This is a genomic window from Achromobacter sp. 46006, from assembly GCF_059761975.1.
Map to the genome: position 1 here is coordinate 208676 of NZ_JCBANN010000001.1, position 18717 is coordinate 227392.

An 18717-nucleotide genomic window follows, 5' to 3' on the forward strand; every position below is an offset into this window, starting at 1 on the left:
ATGGTCGGCTGTCGGTGACCCTTTCTGTGCTTTTGGGCAGACCATATGAGCAAGACCTTCGCGCTTGAGACGCTGAAGATCCGCATGGGCGACGCCGACCTGAAGCCGCTCGACCTGCACCTGCGCATTCAGCGCGCCTTGCGCGCGCTGGTGTTGGACGGTGACCTGGATCCCGGCGTGAAGCTGCCCGCCACCCGCGCGCTGGCGCAGTCGCTGGGGGTGGCCCGCGACACGGTCGAGAACGCCTACGTGCAGTTGCAGCGTGACGGTTTCATCGCGCGGCGCAAGGGCTCGGGCAGCTATGTGTCCGAGACCATCGGCACTGAACTGCGTGGTTCGGCGCGGCGCCGCGCCCCGCAGCGCGAACGCCGCGCGGCGGCGCCGCAACCGTCCGCGCCCGCGGCCGGCCTGAGCCGGCGCGGCCGCGCGATCTTCGACAGCGGCGGCGTGGCCGACCAGCAGACGATCCAGGCGTTCGCCACTGGCCTGCCCGAGACTCGCACCTTTCCGACGGACGTGTGGGAACGCTTGCAGCGGCAGGTGATGAAGGACCATCGCGGCCATGTGCTGCTGCACGGCGATCCACAAGGCGCCGAGCCCTTGCGCCGCGCGATCGCGACCTACCTGAACCTGGAGCGCGGCGCCAAGGTCCGCGCCGAGCAGATTGTGGTGCTCAGCAGCACGCGGCAGGCGCTGTTCCTGTGCGCGCAGTTGCTGGCGGATGCCGGCAAGCCGATCCTGCTGGAGAACCCGGGCTACTTCGGCGCCCGCAAGGCCTTTGAATTCGCCGAGGCCAGGGTGGTGCCGATCGACGTCGATGCGCACGGGATTCGCACCGACCTGCTGCGGGTCGACCGCAGCGGCGCCAGCTGCGTCTATGTGACGCCGTCGCATCAGTATCCGACCGGCGCGACGCTGTCGCTGGCGCGCCGGCTGGACCTGATCCGCTGGGCGGCCGAAAACGGCAAATGGATCATCGAAGACGACTACGACAGCGAATTTCACTATGACGGCCTGCCGACCGCGTGTGTGCAAGGGCTGGACCGGCACGGCCGCACCATTTACCTGGGCACCTTCAGCAAGACGCTCTATCCTGGGCTGCGGATGGGCTACATGGCCTTGCCGGACGAGCTGGTCGGCGCCTTCAGCCGCGCGCGCAGCATCGTCGATGGCCATACGCCGCAGATCCTGCAACTGACCCTCGCGCGCTTCATGGCCGACGGCCATTACAACGCCCACGTGCGAGCCATGCGCAAGCTGTACGCGGCGCGGCGCGAGGCCATGCTGGAGGCGGTCGGCGAACACCTGGCGGGCGTGGCGCGCGCGCTGCGTCCGCAGGGCGGGTTGCAGGTGCCTTGCCTGCTGGAGCCCGGCTGGTCGGAGGCGGACACCGTGCGCCGCGCCGCGCAGGCCGGGCTGGTGCTGCCGGGGCTGGCGCGGCTGTATGCGGGGACGGCGGCGCTACAGGGCTGGCTGCTAGGCTACGCCTCGCTCAGCGCGCACGAGATCGATGGCGCCATGCGGCGACTGGCGGGCGCGATAAAGAGAAAGGGGTAGGGCAGGGCGCAGGGGGGCGGCGGGGTGGCCCCACGCCTGCCCGCCGGGTCAGCCCTTGCGTTTGAGAAACGCGCCGACGCCGCAGGCCACGGCCATCGCCAGCAGGACGCCGGCGATGGTCAGCAGGAAATCGGCTTCGCCGTGGTAGCCGCCGCCGGTCACGCCGCCAGCGACGCTGCCCATCCAAAGTACCGCCGTGACCAGCGCACCGGTCAGCGCCAGCGCGGTGGCCAGGCACAGCGCGATGAACAGCGGCGCCCGGCGCGCGGGCGCGGCGCCACCTTGGTAGCCACCGCGTCCGCGGCGTGGCTGCATCACCATGTAGAACAGGGCGGCAACCACCGCCGCCAGCATCAGGATCTTGATGATCACGATGCCGCCCGCGTCTTAGTCTTCACGACGCAGGTGCGGGAAGAGAATGACGTCGCGGATGCTGGGGCTGTCGGTCAGCAGCATGACAAGACGGTCGATGCCGATGCCGCAGCCGCCCGTCGGCGGCATGCCGTATTCCAGCGCGCGGATGTAGTCGGCGTCGTAGTACATCGCTTCTTCGTCGCCGGCGTCCTTGGCCTCGACCTGCGAGCGGAAACGCTCGGCCTGGTCCTCGGGATCGTTCAGCTCGGAGAAGCCGTTGGCGATCTCGCGGCCGGTCATGAACAGCTCGAAGCGCTCGGTGATGCCTTCGCGGGTATCGGAGGCGCGCGCCAGCGGCGACACTTCGACCGGGTAGTCGATGATGTACGTGGGGTTCCACAGCTTGGCTTCAGCCGTTTCCTCGAACAGCGCCAGTTGCAGCGCGCCCAGGCCGGCGCGCGACAGCACCGGGCCGTCGGCGTCGGCGCCCAGCTTCTTGAGCTCGGCGCGCACGAAGGCCGGGTCGTCCAGCTGCGCCTGGGTGTAGCCCGGGGCGTACTTGAGGATGGCTTCGCAGATGGTCAGGCGGTCGAACGGCTTGGACAGATCCAGTTCGCGTTCCTGGTAGGTCAGCACGGCGCTGCCGGTGGCCGAGATGGCGGCCTGGCGGATCAGTTCCTCGGTGAAGTCCATCAGCCAGCGGTAGTCCGCGTAGGCTGCGTAGAACTCCATCATCGTGAATTCCGGATTGTGGCGCGGGCTCACGCCTTCATTGCGGAAGTTGCGGTTGACCTCGAACACGCGCTCGAAGCCGCCGACGATGAGGCGCTTGAGATAGAGCTCGGGCGCGATGCGCAGGAACATTTCCATGTCCAGCGCGTTGTGATGCGTGACGAAGGGCTTGGCCGCCGCGCCGCCCGGGATCGGGTGCAGCATGGGCGTTTCGACTTCGAGGAAGCCGGCGTTCAGCATGAACTGGCGGATGCTGCCCACGGCCTTGCTGCGCGCCTCGAAGGTGCGGCGCGTGGCGTCGGTCATGATGAGGTCGACGTAGCGCTGGCGGTAGCGCAGTTCCTGGTCGGCCACGCCGTGGAACTTGTCCGGCAGCGGGCGCAGCGACTTGGACAGCAGGCGCGCCGTGGCGGCGTGCACCGACAGTTCGCCCTTGTTGGTCTTGAAGACCGACCCTTCGATCGCGATGATGTCGCCGATGTCCCATTGCTTGAACGCGGCGTAGCTGTCTTCGCCGAGCGTGCCGCGGTCCAGGTAGATCTGGATGCGGCCGGTGCTGTCCTGCAGCGTGGCGAAGCTGGCCTTGCCCATGACGCGCTTGAGCATCATGCGGCCGGCGACCTTGACGGTGACGGGCGCGGCGGCCAGGGCTTCCTGCGTCTGGTCGTCGTACTTGTCGTGCAGGGCGGCGGCGCGGGCGTCGGGGACGAAATCGTTGGGATACGCGACCCCGGTCTCGCGCAGTTTGGCCAGCTTGGCGCGCCGTTCGGCGATCAAGCGGTTTTCATCCTGGGCGGGGGCCGGAGCGGTCGTGTGGTCGGTCATGGTCGGGGGATCAGTCGTAATTGCGGATGTCGTCGATTTCGGTGCTGCCGAAATCGTCGCGATCCAGGTAGGCGAGGATGCGGGCGGCCACATCGGCGGGGGCGGACAGCTTGCCGCTGGCGTGGAAGTCCTGGAACTTGGCCAGCGCCGGGAAGCTCTTGGGATCGCTGGAACGGATGGCCACCTGCATGTCGGTGTCGACGATGCCGGGAGCCAGCGAGACGATGCGCGCGCCGCCTTCGCCCTGCTCCTGCTTGACCACGCGCGAGTACATGTCGAGCGCGGCCTTGGTGGCGCAATACACGCCCCAGCCGGCGTTGGGATTGCGGCCGGCGCCGGACGAGATGTTGAGCACGCGGCGGTCGGCCTTCAGGTCTTCGACCGCGGCCAGGAAGCGCGCGGTCAACAGCATCACGGCCGTGACGTTCAGGTTGAAGGCGGCGGCGATTGCCGGACCGTCGATCAGCGCGTCGGTGCCGGCCACGGGGTGCACGGTGCCGGCGTTGTTGATGAGCAGGTAGCGGCCCGCGTCGCGCGGCAGCGCGTCGCAGATGCGGCGCGCGGCCGCTACGGCCGCGGCCAGGTCCGAGAGGTCCACGGACAGTTGTTCCAGTTGCACGTCCCGCGAGCGGGCGTAGGCGGCCAGCTCGGGGTCTTCGCGGCGCGCCAGGGTGATCAGGCGGGTGCCCGGTTTGGCCAGGCCGCGCGCCATGGCGGCGCCGATGCCGCGCGAGGCGCCGGTGAGAATTGCGATGGTGTCGGACATGCGTGAACCCTCGGGGTACGGTGGACGGAAGTATCGCGGAACTTACACGCCTTGCTTGAGGCTGGCCTGGATGAAGGGATCCAGGTCGCCGTCCAGCACTTTCTGCGTGTTGGAGATTTCGACGTTGGTGCGCAGGTCCTTGATGCGGCTCTGGTCCAGCACGTACGAGCGGATCTGGTGGCCCCAGCCCACGTCGGTCTTGGAGTCTTCCAGTTTCTGCTGCTCGGCCATGCGGTTGCGCATTTCCAGTTCGTACAGCTTGGACTTGAGCATCTGCATCGCTTCGGCGCGGTTGCGGTGCTGCGAGCGGTCGTTCTGGCACTGCACCACGATGCCGGTCGGGATGTGCGTCAGGCGCACGGCCGAGTCGGTCTTGTTGATGTGCTGGCCGCCCGCGCCCGAGGCGCGATAGGTGTCCACGCGCAGGTCGGCCGGATTCACTTCGACTTCGAAGGAATCGTCGACCTCGGGGTAGACGAACACGCTGGCGAACGAGGTGTGGCGGCCGCCCGACGAGTCGAACGGGCTCTTGCGCACCAGGCGGTGCACGCCGGTTTCCGTGCGCAGGTAGCCGAAGGCGTATTCGCCCTCGAGCTTGATGGTGGCGGACTTGATGCCGGCCACTTCGCCTTCGGATTCTTCCAGCACTTCGGCCTTGAAACCCTTGCGCTCGGCGTACTTGAGGTACTGGCGCAGCAGCATCGAGGCCCAGTCCTGCGCTTCCGTGCCGCCCGCGCCCGCCTGGATGTCCAGGAAGCAGTTCAGCGGATCGGCCGGGTTCGAGAACATGCGGCGGAATTCCAGGCTTTCGAGTTTTTCCTGGAAGCCGTTGGCGTCCTGCTCGATAGATTCGAGCGTGGCGTCATCGTCGTCGGCGGCGGCCAGTTCGAACAATTCGTTCGAGTCGGCCAGGCCCGAGCCGAGCGCGGTGAGGGTCTCGACCACGTCTTCGAGGGATTTCTTTTCACGGCCCAGGTCCTGGGCGTGCTTGGGGTCGTTCCAGACCGCCGGGTCTTCGAGTTCGGCGTTTACGACTTGCAGGCGTTCGGCTTTGGCATCGTAGTCAAAGATACCTCCGTAGAGCCTGTTCGCGCTCCGCGTAGTCGGCGAGGCGGGCTGCGAGCTGGTTCTGACGTTCGGCTTCCATGATGATTCCTGATGACTTTTGTGCGAAACCGGACATTTTACCGTGGTTGGAGCCACTCCGTGGCGGTTGGCCGGGCGTGGGGGCCGCGGCCCGGCGCCGGGCCGTGCCAGGGCGGCGGCGGGCGCGGCCGTCAAAGTTTGTACCCGGCGCGTCGAGTTGTTCAGAGTTTTGTCAACTCTCGGGTTCTAGGCTTGGCGAGCCGGCCCGGATGTTCCCCAGCCAGGGACGCGGGACCGCGCAAGCCGCCGGTGAATAGCCGGCCTATCCCGCCAGAGGAGGAGACGTCGATGGAACATACTATGGCCCCCGGGGTCGCGCCGGCGATCCCGGCCGAGCAGGAAGACCGGATCTACCGCAAAGTGGGGTGGCGGCTGCTGCCGCTGCTGGTGGTCTGCTATGTCGTGGCCTATCTGGACCGCGTCAACGTGGGCTTCGCCAAACTGCAGATGCTGCAGGAGCTGCGGTTCAGCGAGACGGTCTACGGGTTGGGCGCGGGCATCTTCTTCATTGGCTATTTCCTGTTCGAGATCCCCAGCAACGTCATCCTCCATAAAGTCGGCGCGCGTATCTGGATCGCGCGCATCATGATCACCTGGGGCGTCATCTCGGCCTGCATGCTGTTCGTGTCCAGCGTGCACATGTTCTATTTCCTGCGCTTCCTGCTGGGCGCGGCCGAGGCCGGCTTCTTTCCCGGCATCATCCTGTATCTGACCTACTGGTACCCTGCCGCCCGCCGTGGCCGCATCACCACCTTCTTCATGACGGCGGTGCCGATGTCGGGCCTGATCGGCGGTCCGATCTCCGGCTGGATCATGGGCACTTTCCATGGCACCCACGGCCTGTCGGGCTGGCAGTGGCTGTTCCTGCTGGAAGGCATTCCGTCGGTGATCATCGGCGTGCTGGTGCTGATCTACCTGGACGACCGCATCAACAAGGCCAAGTGGCTGACGGCCAATGAAAAGGCGCTGCTGATCCGCAACATTGCCGCCGAGGAACAGCACAAGGAAGACCCGCCGATCCGCGCCGCCTTGACGCGACCGCGGGTGTGGGCCATGGCGCTGATCTATTTCTCGTTCGTAATGGGGCTGTACGGCGTGGGGTTCTGGATGCCGACGCTGATCAAGAGCACCGGCGTGCAGAGCCCGCTGGCGATTGGCCTGCTGACGGCGGTGCCAAATCTGTTCGCGGTGATCGGCATGATCCTGATCGCGCGCAATTCCGACCGCAATCGCGAGCGCCGCTGGCATGTGGCGATTCCGGCGTTGTGCGGCGCGCTGGGCCTGCTGTTCTCGGCGGTCTGGAGCGGCAACACGGCGCTGGCCATCCTGGCGCTGACGGTGGCCAACATCGGCATCTGCACGGTGCTGCCGCTGTTCTGGAGCCTGCCGACCGCGCTGCTGGGCGGCACCGCCGCTGCGGCCGGGATCGCGCTGATCAACTCGGTGGGCAACCTGGCGGGCTTCGTCAGCCCCTACCTGGTGGGCTGGCTCAAGGACATGACCGGCACCACCAACACCGGCCTGTACATGCTGTCGGCGTGCCTGGTGGTCGGCGCACTGGTGGCGCTGGCGCAGCCGGCCAGGCTGGTCAACAAGTAGCGTGGCCGCGCGCGCGGCCCCCGCTTGATGGGGCCGCTAGCGAAACGGGCGCATCCGCATGGATGCGCCCGTTTTCTTTTATGGCGCCGAGCGTCATTTGGTCTTGCTTCGAGGCGACAACGAAACTTTCCGCCCGTTTTGTGTCGAAAATGCTGTTTCGTGTTGCGTACGCGAATCATTCGCATTCAATTATTTTCCCCTGGCAATTTTGCGGCTTGGCCTTGGTCATTCTGGCCGTGGCGGCCGCGGAGTTCAAAATCATCATGACCCTTGCTTCCTCGCGCGCCGCTTTCCGCCTGCCGACCCGGCCAACCCGGAGCCACACCAAAGCCAGGCGTTTCATCCCCCGCAAAACTACCACCGCCCTCTACGTCGCCCTGGCCCTATCGGGGCAGGCGGGGTGGGTGCATGCGGCGGAAGTGCCAGGGGAAACGCCGGCGAACCGTGCCGCCACGCAGAACATTCTGCTGACCAAGGACAACACGCCGTTCTTGGCGGCGCAGCCCCCCGGGCTGAATGGCAGCAACGGCAGTGGCGTCGGGCTGCCCTATGCGTCCGCGACCGATGGCGAGACGGCGTATGTCTTCACCACGCAAGACGGTTCGCTGCGCGACAACAACGTGGTGCGGGTAAACAGCCCGCTGGTTGGCGGCGCGGCGGGGACCGCGGCCGTCAAGGTTGGCGAAAATGGCGCCCGCGGCGCGGATGCCATTCATGGCAGCAATCTCCGCATCGTCATCGGCGGCGGTTCAGTCAGGGGCGGCGCAGGCAGCCATGGCATGAATGGCCGCGGCGCTGTCGAGGGAGGCGCTTCGCCGGTGAAGGGCGGCAATGGTGGCGATGGCGGTGCCGCCATTGTGGGCAGTGACCTGGACATTGTGTTTACCGATGCCACGCCCGCAGGATCAATCAGCGCTGGAACGCCCGGTTTTGGGCGGCAGGGCATTGGCACGGCAGGAGGCGAGGCCCAGGAAAGCGGGGTCCATGGCCGCTATGGGGAGGCTCTCCACTTCACCGGCGGCAACAACCTGCTCACGCTCGAGCGGGGATCCACCATCAACGGCAGCGTGGTGCTGGATGCGCCTGTCGGCTCATCCAGCAGTTCGCTGCATATCTTGAATAATGCGGCAGAGTGGATTGATTTGAACGGAACGTACCAAACAGGTTTCGCCGACATCAAGCAAGGGCCACAGCGCGGTAAGCTGGCGGCCACCTTGTTTCCCGCCGACGATTCGGCTGCCGTGATAAATCGCATGCGCATGCCGCAACTCGCCATTGGCGAGGGCGCTACGCTGATGGTGTCGGGAAAGGGCTTGACCCGGATCGGCGACCTGGTCTTCAAGGATGGCAGCACCTTCTCCGTCATTGCCCGCAGCACGCTCAAAGGCGACGGCACGAAATCCAGCAGTCCGGAAAATCTGCGGCTTATCCTCAATAACAGCAAGGCCACCATCAGTAGAACCGGCACGACGTTCAACCTGGCCGGTATCACCGATGGCAGCGCGACCGATCAGTTGCTGTTTGTTACCCAGAATCAAGTCGAATCGGAAGTCTTCGTCGAGGGCGATTTCGCCAAGACTGCCGTCGGCGGCATTGTCGTCACCGACACGTCGCCGGTCGATTACCTGACGTTCGCATCCGGCATTGCAATGGGCGGGGAGCGGACCCAAGAGGAGGTCGACAAGCAGGACACATTCGGCGGGATGCTCCCGCTCCTGCCTGTGATAGCGGCCCACCCCATCGGCTACCAGGCCACCTACAAGCTCAGCTGGCTCGAAGACCCCGCCAAGGCACACGGTACCTTCACGATTGCCGAAGGCGGCGATTTCACCTTGGGCGCGGTATTGGCCGATGTGAGTGCGAACACAAGCACCGCCGCGCCGTGGGATGGCAAGAGCCTGACCAAGGCAGGCCCGGGCGTGTTGCAACTGACGGCGGCTAACCTGTATACCGGCCCCACCACCATCAACGCGGGGATGCTGAAGGCCGGGGTGGCGGACGCGTTTGCGAAAAGCAGCGCGCTGACGATTGCCGCGGATGGCACATTGAACCTCGGCGGATTCTCCCAGGCGGTAAGCACAGGCGGGGCCATCACCAACAACGGCACCATCCTGTTCAACAGCATGAATGCGGGCAAGGCAGGCACGAACTCGGTGAGCCTGGCAGGCAACCTGGTCAACGCCGGCACACTCGATCTCGACAACGGCGACAATGCCGTTGGCAAGACACTGAAGATCATCGGTGATTGGGTCGGCGGCACCAACAGCCTGATCAAACTGGCTGCCGTCCTGGGCGACGGCGACGACAGTGTCACCGACAGGGTCGACATCACGGGTGCCGCCACCGGTTCCACCAAAGTCCAGGTGCGCAATATCAGTGGCGCCGGGAAGACGGGCACCACGAACGGGATCACCCTGATCACCGCGGGCGACGGTAGCGAAAATGGCGCTTTCGCCCTGAGCACCGACACCATCACCGCCAATGGCCTGGTCTATTCGCTTCTGAATAAGGCCGATTCGGCCAACCACAAAGTCTGGTATCTGAGCAGCGCCAAGAATAATGATGGCGATGTGCCTCCGGCCGCCCCGTCTGTTCCCGGGCCGCAGGAAGTCCCGCCTGTCGACCAGCAGCCGGACAGTGACAATGTCACCCTTCCCACGATCGCGGCAGGCGCCACGCTGCCGTTCGATTTCTCCAGGGAACTGACCGCCGAAGAGAAGGCCAAGTACGTCGTCAATGCAGACGGAGACATGATCTTCGCCGAGGGCGTGACCCTCGACATGGCGATGCCCGGCATCACCGAGCCAGAGAAAAGCGGCGTCGGGATCGCAAGCGTCACCGGCGCCATCAAGGGCGATTTGCCCAACGTCACTCTCAATGGCGCGGCGCAGCCAGATTACTTGACGGCCAATGTCTCCAGATCGCAGGACGGCAAGACACTGCAAGCCGGCTACAAACTGAGTTGGAATGAAGCGGCCGATAAGGCGCACGGCACCTTCACCGTTGGCGGCGGCAGCTTCGAGCTTGGCGCCGCGTTGGCCGACGCGGGCGCTAACACCAACAGCACCACACCCTGGGATGGCAAGACCCTGACCAAGAACGGCGCGGGCACGCTGGTACTGACAGCCGCCAACCGCTACTCCGGCGCCACGATCATCAACCAGGGCGAACTGAAAGCCGGCGCCGAAAATGTTTTCGCCACCAGCGCCAATCTGACGATTGCCGAGGGGGCCACGCTCAACCTGGGCGGCTATGCCCAATCCGTGGGCGGAAACACTCGCGGCACGATCACCAATCGCGGCATCATCGCGTTCAACGACAGGGGCGAGGGCAAGCAGGGCGCCAGCCCGATGAGCCTGACCGGCAACGTCAGTAACGCCGGCTTGCTCGAACTCGACACCGGCGATGACACCGTTGGCAAGACCTTCCACGTCCAGGGCGATTGGGTCGGCGGCGCCGGCAGCTTGATTTCCCTGACCGCCATGCTGGCCGGCGATGACAGCATCACCGACACAGTCGACATCACTGGCGCGGTCACCGGCACCACCCGGGTCAAGGTCCGCAATGTCGGCGGCGCGGGGGGCGAAACCACCGCCGATGGCGGTATCACCCTCATCACCACTGGCAGCAGCCAGGCCAATGCCTTCGTGCTGGACGGCCCGGTCACCGCGGGCGGCTACGTCTACAAGCTCCGGCAAGGCAGAAAGGACGCGACCGGCAAGATCAACGAGGGCATTTGGGTATTGAGCAGCTTGGCGGACACGTTCTTTTCGACGATTCCGTCGACAAAGCCGCTCACCCTCACGACAGGGGAGATGCCTGGCGCCGACAACCTGAAGGACTACATCAATGAAGATGGAAACCTGAATATCGCCGCCGACGATCCCATCAAGCTGACTGACGCCCATCCGCCTGCCAGCAGCGAAGCGCTGGGCACGCCGCGGGTGATCCTGGCCCTGCCCGCCACCGGGCCGGCTGGCAACGATACCAACGGCATTCATCTCAACGGCACGCCCAAGGTCACCGTCGTCGATACGAGCGCGACCGAGATCGACTATCTGACGCCTCGCCTGAGGGTCGCGACGGGCGACGGCAAGAAGCTGGAACTCAGCTACACGCTCCGTTGGAATGAGAACGACAAGAATAAATCCAGCGGCAACTTCACCATCGCCGAAAACGGCACGTTCAAGCTGGCGACGACGCTGTCCGATGTGGCGGGGGTGGATGCGGCCGCCAACGATTTCAAGTGGGACGGCAAAACCCTGATCAAAAAGGGTGCGGGCACGCTGGAACTGGCGGCCGCCAGCACCTATTCCGGCGCCACCACCGTCGAGGCAGGCACGCTCAAGACCGCGGTCGTCAACGCAATTGCCAATACCAGCAATGTGACCATCCGGCCGGGCGCCAGGCTCAATCTGGGGGCGACGAACCAGAATTTCGCCGGGATCGATAACCAGGGAATTCTGGTATTCAACGATGTGCAGGCCAACGGCACGCCGGTAGCCACCCCGGTCGTCCTCAAGCTCGGCATCGACGGCGTGATGGGCAAGTTCCTCAACAGCGGCATGCTCAATCTGAAGAACTGCGACACTTGCGCCATCCAGACCCTCACCATCGACGGCGATTGGGAAGGCAAGGATGGCAGCGCGGTGACGCTGGGCGTGGTGCTGGGCGACGACAGCAGTCCCGCCGACCAGCTCATCATTCAAGGCGTGGCCACCGGCAAGACCTTGGTGACCGTCGAAAATGAAGGCGGTGCGGGTGGTCAAACCGTGGACGGCATCACCCTTATCACCGTCGCCGGGGGCGCGAGCGGCACCGATACCTTCGTGCTTGCCAACGACGTCACCGCCGGGGGGTATGTCTATGCGCTCAACAGCAAGGAAAACAGCGAGAATAAAGCCAACGGCATCTGGTATCTGACCAGCGCCAAGCAAGCGTCACCGGGCTCCGACGACATCCGCAATCACAACGTCAGCCCCTTGTTCGGCGCCTACGCCAGCAACCTGCTTGCGGCGAACACGCTGTTCAATACCAGCTTGAGCGACCGCGAAAGCGGCGAATCCGTGGACCCGGTCACCGGCGCGCGCGGCCGGGTGTGGGCCCGGGTTGCTGGGGGAACCACGCACGGCATGATGTTCGACGGTGAAAACCGCTTCAGTGCCGACCGCAGCCTGCTGCAATTGGGTGGCTCGATCATCGCCGGCAGTATCAACGGCCGGGATGCATGGCGTGTCGGCATCATGGCCGGCCATGGCCAACAGCGCAGCAAGACCCGCAACGCCGCCACCGGCAACGCCCGTGGGCAGGTCGACGGCTATAGCGCCGGCGTGTATGGCACCTGGTACCAGGACGGCCAAAGCCATCGCGGCGCCTACGTCGATGGTTGGCTGCTTTACAACGACTTCGACAACAGCGCCCAAGGCAGCGGCCTCAAGGAGAAGTACAAGGCCGAGGGTGTGACCGCGTCGATCGAGGCCGGTTATGCCATCGACATGGCGTCCTTCGGCAATGACGGCGGCCGCGAACACCATTTGAGCGTGCGGCCGCAAGCGCAGATCATGTACGGCGGCGTCAAGGCCAGGACTTTCGTGCAGCAGGACGCGGGCCCGACCGTGGTCAAGGGCGAAGGCGATGGCAACATCCAGACCCGCCTCGGGGCTCGCCTGGCCATGGTCAGCAAATCGGCCGCCGCCGGCGCCAGCCTTGCCGGCCAGGTCGAAACCGCCCTCGAATTGAACTGGTTGCACAACACCAACAAGTACGGGGTCGCGATGGGCGCCAATCGCAACTGGATTCTGGGCGCGGAGAACGTCGGCGAAGCCAGGATTGGCGTTTCGGGCAACCTGAGCGACAACCTTGCGCTGTCAGCCAACGTCACCCATCAACAGGGCGACCATGGCTACCGCGACACCCAGGGCGGCCTGAGCCTGAAGTATCGGTTCTGAGCCCGGGGGAGGGTGCGCCCGGCCTGGGCGCACCCATGCGGCTGCAGGGCGCGCGGCCGGCCCGCGCCGCGGGCGCGGGGTGGCGCAACATCACCCGGCGTGTTCGATCACCAACTGCACCGACACCATCCCGTTCCACACGTTCTGCTCCAGGCGGTAGGCCGCCTGGATGCGTTCGGGCAAGGACTGGTCGTGGCCGAACCAGATGGCGTCGAAGCGCTGCTGGCCGCGCTCCAGCGACAGCTTCAGGTGCTTTTCGCCGACCAGGCGCTGGTTGCGCACCACGAACTCGTCCAGGAACAGCGGCGCGGCGAAACCCGCGCCCCACACCTGTTGCTGCAACAGGCCGGCAACCTCGGCATTGGCGTAGCCGGATTCCAGCGAGCCGTCGGTCTCGATGACCGGCTCGAAGCTGTCGCGCCCGGTCAGTTCGCGCACGGCGGCATCGAAGGCGGGGGCGAAGGCCGGGAAATCCTGACGGCCCAGCGTCAGGCCGGCCGCCATGGCGTGGCCGCCGAACTTGCGGATCAGGTTGGGGTGGCGCTTGGAAACCAGGTCCAGCACGTCGCGCAGGTGCACGTCGGGAATCGAGCGGCCCGAGCCACGGATCTCGTCGTCGCCGGCAGGCGCGAAGGCCAGGGTGGGGCGCCAGAATTTTTCCTTCAGGCGCGAGGCCACCAGGCCGACCACGCCCTGGTGCCAGCCGGGGTCGAACACGCAGACCGTGGCGCCGGGCGCGGCGTCGGACGCCTCCATGGCGGCCATGGCCTGTTCGCGCATCTCGGCCTCGATGGTGCGGCGCTCGCGGTTGATGTTGTCCAGCTCGCGCGCCATCTCCAGCGCCTGGGCCTCGTCGTCGGTGGTGAGGCAGGCGATGCCCAGGCTCATGTCGGCCAGGCGGCCGGCGGCGTTGATGCGCGGACCGAGCGCGAAGCCCAGGTCGAAGCCGTTGGCGGCGCGCGGCTCGCGGCCGGCCACGGCGAACAGGGCGCGCAGGCCGGGTTGCAGGCGGCCGCTGCGCATGCGCTGCAGGCCCTGCGTCACCAGCAGGCGGTTGTTGGCATCGAGCTTGACCACGTCGGCCACGGTGCCCAGCGCCACCAGGTCGGACAGCGCATCCAGGCGCGGCCCGCCATCGGGGGCGTAGACGCCGCGGCGGCGCAGCTCGGCGCGCAGCGCCAGCATCATGTAGAAGATGACGCCGACGCCGGCCAGGTTCTTGGACGGGAAGCCGCAGCCCGGTTGGTTCGGGTTGACGATGGCCAGGGCGTCCGGCAGCGTGTCGCCGGGCAGGTGGTGGTCGGTGATCACCACGCCGATGCCGGCGGCATTGGCCGCGGCCACCCCGTCGACGCTGGCGATGCCATTGTCCACGGTGATGATGATGTCGGGCTTGCCGGCGCGGTGGCGGCAGGCCAGCTCGACCACGGCGGGCGACAGGCCGTAGCCGGTCTCGAAGCGGTTCGGCACCAGGAAGTCGACGTCGGCGCCCATGGCCGACAGGGCGCGCAGGCCCACGGCGCAGGCGGTGGCGCCGTCGCAATCGTAGTCGGCCACGATCAGCAGCTTCTTGCCGGCCTCGATGGCGTCGGCCAGCACGCCGGCGGCGTGCGCCGAGTGCGTCAGGCCGGCCGGCGGCAGCATCGAGGGCCAGGCCAGCCTGGTCTGGTCGGGATGGGTGACGCCGCGCGCGGCCCACAGGCGCGCCAGCAGCGGGTGGATGCCCGAGGCTTCCAGGGCGTGGCAGGCGGCGAGGTCGGCGCGGCGGACGGTTAAGCGGGGTGAGACCACCAGGCGCTCCAGTTTTTCTTGGGCGCGGGCAGCCAGCCGAGCAGGCCCCCGCGCGGTTTCAGGGTGAGGGTGGCGCTGCGATCGTCGCCCAGCAGCAGCAGTTCGGCGTGCTGGTCCGGCAGGCCCTTGGGGCCGGCCAGCGCTTGCAGGCGCCGGTCGAGCGCGGCCAGGGCGTCGAGCCAGGCGGCCCAGTCGCCAGCGCGGTGCGGCCCTTCCAGATCGGTGATGACTTGTTCCGAGCCGGACGCCGCCATGGTCCATGGGGTGCCGCCGCCATACAGCCACAGGGCATTGACGGGCGGCAGGCCGCGCGCGGCGCGGGCCTCGTTGACCGGGTGTTCGTGCCACGACATCTGGATGTCGTTGAGCAACCGGCGCCATGGTCGCGTTTCGGCGTCCTGGCGCCACCAGTCGTTCAGGCGCTGGCCGGCCACCGCCAGCGGGCTGGCGGTCTGGGGCCGCAGGCCGTCCGGCAGGCGCAGGCGCCAGCGGGCGGCCGTCAATGGTTCTACCGCGAAGCCGGTGTCTTCGAACAGCGGCCGGGCGCTCTCCAGCAGCGCGGCGGTCTCGGCATCGCGCAGGTCCATCTGGGCCGGGTCGAGCAGGGTGGCTTGGTCGGTGCCCAGTGCCAGGTGGACCAGTTCGGCCAGCCACACCGGGCCGTCGCCGGCCTGTCCGGCGGCCAGCAGCGGGCCGAGTCCGGCACCCGGCAGCAGGCCGGGTTCCGGGGCATAGCCGGCGCGGCGCAATTGCCAGGCTTCGAACGCGGTGCAGCCCTGGGTGCGGACATCGTGGGCCTGGACCCGGGCGCTGCCGGTCTGCAGCCATTGGTGCAGGGTGGGGGCGCGCTCGGGCAGCAGCTTGGCCAGTTCCGCGGCGACGGGAAGGGCGGGCAGGGCGCCCGGGATGACGATCAGCATGGCCGGGATTGTAGTCGCTGGCGGAAGGCAGCCCAATGCGGGAACTAAGCCCGGTTCGGATTGCCACATAGCTTGTCACGGCTTGTCTTCCATTCCCGCATTCCGGGGACGGTTTTGCGGCCGGTTAATGCCATAATGCGCTCGTGCTGAAAATACCCTACGAACTCTGGATCGGCGCCCGCTATGCCGGGCTGGCCCGGATCCGCCAGCGACGCGGACGCCGCGATCGCTTCATCTCTTTCATCGCCGCCAGTTCCATGGCCGGCATCGCGTTGGGCGTAGCCGCCCTGATCGTGGTGCTGTCGGTCATGAATGGCTTCCAGAAAGAGGTCCGCGACCGCATGTTGTCGGTGCTGCCGCACATCGAACTCTACGTTCCGGGCGCCGCGCCCGAGCGGGTGCTGGCGCAGTGGCAGCAGTTCGCCGATGCCGCCAAGCGCAATCCCGAGGTCAAGGCCGGCGCCCCGTTCGTGGCGGCGCAGGGCATGCTGGTGCGCGGCCAGGCCCTGCGCGGGGTGCAGGTGCGCGGCATCGACCCGGCCACCGAAGGCAACGTCTCGGACCTGCCACGGCAGATGGTGTCCGGCAAACTGACCGACCTGAAGCCGGGCGGCTTCGGCGTGGTGCTGGGCAACGAGCTGGCCGACGGCATGGGCGTGAAGGTGGGCGATACGCTGCTGATGCTGGCGCCGCAGGGCTCGATCAGCCCGGCCGGCTTTGCGCCGCGCATGCGCCAGTTCACCGTGGTCGGCGTGTTTTCGTCGGGCCACTACGAATACGATTCCTCGCTGGCCTTCGTCGACAACGAAGATGCCGCCAAGGTGTTCCGCGACAGCGGCACCGCCGGGGTGCGTCTGCGCATCGCCGACATGCAGAAGGCGCCCGAGGTGGCCGCCGAGCTGCGCAACGTGCTGCCGCCGTACGTCATGGCGAGCGACTGGTCGCGCAACAACCGCACCTGGTTCGCCGCCGTGCAGACCGAAAAGCGCATGATGTTCCTGATCCTGGCGCTGATCGTCGCCGTGGCGGCCTTCAACCTGCTGTCGTCGCTGGTGATGGCGGTCAAGGACAAGCAATCGGACATCGCCATCCTGCGCACGCTGGGCGCCGGGCCGGGCGAAGTGGCGCGCATCTTCCTGGTGCAGGGCGCGCTGATCGGGGTCATCGGCACGCTGCTGGGCGTGGCCGGCGGCATCCTCATTGCCTACAACGTCGATGTCATCGTGCCGTTCATCGAGCGCCTGCTGGGCGTGCACTTCCTGCCGCGCGAGATCTATTTCATCAGCGCCTTGCCGTCCGACCCGCAGGTGGGCGACATCGTGACCATCGGCGTGACCTCCCTGGTGCTGTCGCTGCTGGCGACCTTGTATCCCAGTTGGCGCGCTTCGCGCCTGCAACCCGCACAGGTGCTGCGCCATGACTGATACCCTGACGCCCGCGCTGCAGGCCGACAAGCTGGTCAAGATCTACGACGAGGGCCCGGCCCGCATCGAGGTGCTGAGCAACGTCAGCCTGACGGTGGCGCGCGGCGAGATGGTCGCCATCGTCGGCGCGTCCGGCTCCGGCAAGAGCACGCTGCTGCACATCCTGGGCCTGCTGGACGTGCCCAGCAGCGGTTCGGTCTCGGTCGACGGCCAGTTGGCCGTGGGCCTGTCCGAGGCCAGGAAGAGTCAGGTGCGCAACCGCAGCCTGGGCTTCGTTTACCAGTTCCACCACCTGCTGCCGGAATTCTCGGCGCTGGACAACGTCGCCATGCCGCTGATCGTGCGCCGCGAAAGCCGCGACCAGGCGCGCGCGGCGGCGCGCGAGGTGCTGGGCCTGGTGGGCCTGGCGGCGCGCGAAGAACATTTTCCGGGCCAGTTGTCGGGCGGTGAACGCCAGCGCGTGGCGCTGGCGCGCGCGCTGGTGACGCGGCCGGTGTGCGTGCTGGCGGACGAACCCACCGGCAACCTGGACCGCCATACCGCTCATAATATGTTCGAGCTGCTGACCCGGGTCAACCGCGAATCGGGCACCGCATTCGCCATCGTCACCCACGATCCGGAGCTGGCGGCGCGCGCCGACCGCCAGTTGCTGATGGAAAACGGCCGGCTGGTCTCGGGCTGAAGCCGGCCGCTGCCGGCGGGCGCGATAATCAGGCAAGATACCCGGGCAAGGAGACCGCGCCCATGCTGATCGACACCCATTGCCACCTGGATGCCGCCGAGTTCGACGCCGACCGCCGCGAGGTGGCCGGGCATGCGCTCGAGGCCGGCGTGCAGGCCATCGTCATTCCCGCCGTCGAGCGCGCCAACTTCGCCGTGGTACGCGAATTGGCGGGGCAGGTGGCTGGCGGCGCCTACGCGCTGGGCATTCATCCCCTTTATGTGCAGCGCGCCGATGATGCCGACCTGGATGCCTTGCGCGAGGCCATCCGGCAATCGCTGGGCGACCCGCGCTTCGTGGCCATCGGCGAGATCGGGCTTGATTTCTTCGTGCCTGAAATCGCTTCGGGCGAGCCGCGCGCGCGCCAGGAACGTTTCTACGCCGCCCAACTGGCCATGGCGGTGGAATTCAAGCTGCCGGTGCTGCTGCACGTGCGCAAGTCGCAGGACATCCTGCTGAAGTACCTGCGGCGCCACGACCGCATCGGCGGCATCGCGCACGCCTTCAACGGCAGCGCGCAGCAGGCCCAGGCCTTTGTCGAGCAGGGTTTCGCGCTGGGACTGGGCGGGGCCATGACCTATGAGCGAGCGTTGCAGATCCGCCGCCATGCCACCGACATCGATCTGCGCCACCTTGTGCTGGAAACCGACGCGCCGGACATTCCGCCGGCCTGGCTGCATCCGCCGCAGCGGCGCAACCGGCCGGGCGAGCTGGCCCGCATGGCCCAGGTGCTGGCCGGACTGCGCGGTATCACGCCGGCGCAGGTGGCGCAGGCAACCACGGCCAATGCGCTGCGGGTGTTGCCGCGGCTGTCGGCCGCCATCCTGGCCGACGCCTGATCCCTGGCGACCGATCTGCGGCGACCGATCAGCGGCGACCGATCACCGACGGCCGATTCCTGACAACTGATTCCCGACCACTGGCGAAGCGGCCG

General features: G+C 66.9%; 12 protein-coding genes. 6 read left to right on the forward strand and 6 right to left on the reverse strand.

What is annotated here, in order from left to right; all coding sequences use genetic code 11:
- The first annotated feature begins 45 nt into the window (after positions 1–45).
- Positions 46–1557, forward strand: a complete 1512-nt coding sequence (pdxR, locus tag AC6LKG_RS01115; RefSeq protein ID WP_498162065.1) for a MocR-like pyridoxine biosynthesis transcription factor PdxR — start codon at positions 46–48, stop codon at positions 1555–1557.
- A gap of 48 nt (positions 1558–1605) precedes the next feature.
- On the opposite strand, the gene AC6LKG_RS01120 is transcribed toward pdxR, so the two are convergent.
- The 4 genes from AC6LKG_RS01120 to prfB all read right to left on the reverse strand — a co-directional run bounded on the left by AC6LKG_RS01120 (position 1606) and on the right by prfB (position 5381).
- Positions 1606–1929, reverse strand: coding sequence for a preprotein translocase subunit TatB (locus AC6LKG_RS01120; protein ID WP_498162066.1), 324 nt, complete (start codon positions 1927–1929; stop codon positions 1606–1608).
- A gap of 15 nt (positions 1930–1944) precedes the next feature.
- On the reverse strand, positions 1945–3468 hold the full coding sequence (gene lysS, locus AC6LKG_RS01125; protein WP_498162068.1) for a lysine--tRNA ligase: 1524 nt from the start codon (positions 3466–3468) through the stop codon (positions 1945–1947).
- A gap of 10 nt (positions 3469–3478) precedes the next feature.
- Complete coding sequence (locus AC6LKG_RS01130) at positions 3479–4234, reverse strand: SDR family oxidoreductase (protein ID WP_498162070.1); 756 nt, start codon at positions 4232–4234, stop codon at positions 3479–3481.
- 42 nt (positions 4235–4276) lie between these two features.
- Positions 4277–5381 (reverse strand): peptide chain release factor 2 gene (gene prfB, locus AC6LKG_RS01135; RefSeq protein ID WP_498162072.1). Its coding sequence is split into 2 segments (ribosomal slippage): positions 4277–5299 and positions 5301–5381, totalling 1104 coding nucleotides; the frame shifts between segments, so codons are not numbered across the junction.
- A gap of 287 nt (positions 5382–5668) precedes the next feature.
- Between prfB and AC6LKG_RS01140 the strand changes: the two genes are divergently transcribed.
- The gene (locus tag AC6LKG_RS01140) at positions 5669–6979 is read left to right on the forward strand and encodes an MFS transporter (RefSeq protein ID WP_498162073.1); all 1311 of its coding nucleotides are present in this window, start codon (positions 5669–5671) and stop codon (positions 6977–6979) included.
- Positions 6980–7041: 62 nt separating this feature from the next.
- Positions 7042–12927 carry an autotransporter outer membrane beta-barrel domain-containing protein gene (locus AC6LKG_RS01145; protein WP_498162074.1) on the forward strand — a complete coding sequence of 1962 codons (5886 nt, stop codon included), beginning with the start codon at positions 7042–7044 and terminating at the stop codon, positions 12925–12927.
- A 90-nt stretch (positions 12928–13017) separates the two neighbouring features.
- On the opposite strand, the gene recJ is transcribed toward AC6LKG_RS01145, so the two are convergent.
- Positions 13018–14718: a single-stranded-DNA-specific exonuclease RecJ gene (gene recJ / locus AC6LKG_RS01150; RefSeq protein ID WP_498162075.1), complete on the reverse strand. Its 1701-nt coding sequence runs from the start codon at positions 14716–14718 to the stop codon at positions 13018–13020.
- Positions 14700–15638, reverse strand: coding sequence for a hypothetical protein (locus tag AC6LKG_RS01155; RefSeq protein ID WP_498162077.1), 939 nt, complete (start codon positions 15636–15638; stop codon positions 14700–14702). Before AC6LKG_RS01155 ends, recJ begins: the two co-directional genes overlap by 19 nt.
- Before the next feature lie 191 nt (positions 15639–15829).
- Here AC6LKG_RS01155 and AC6LKG_RS01160 point away from each other — a divergent pair, with 191 nt between their 5' ends.
- From AC6LKG_RS01160 to AC6LKG_RS01170, 3 genes are all read left to right on the forward strand, one after another.
- Positions 15830–17062, forward strand: a complete 1233-nt coding sequence (locus AC6LKG_RS01160; protein ID WP_498162135.1) for a lipoprotein-releasing ABC transporter permease subunit — start codon at positions 15830–15832, stop codon at positions 17060–17062.
- Positions 17055–17744, forward strand: a complete 690-nt coding sequence (locus tag AC6LKG_RS01165; RefSeq protein ID WP_498162078.1) for an ABC transporter ATP-binding protein — start codon at positions 17055–17057, stop codon at positions 17742–17744. The genes AC6LKG_RS01160 and AC6LKG_RS01165 overlap by 8 nt, the downstream gene beginning before the upstream one ends.
- Positions 17745–17806: 62 nt before the next feature.
- Positions 17807–18622 carry a TatD family hydrolase gene (locus tag AC6LKG_RS01170; protein WP_498162079.1) on the forward strand — a complete coding sequence of 272 codons (816 nt, stop codon included), beginning with the start codon at positions 17807–17809 and terminating at the stop codon, positions 18620–18622.
- The last annotated feature ends 95 nt before the right edge of the window (positions 18623–18717 follow it).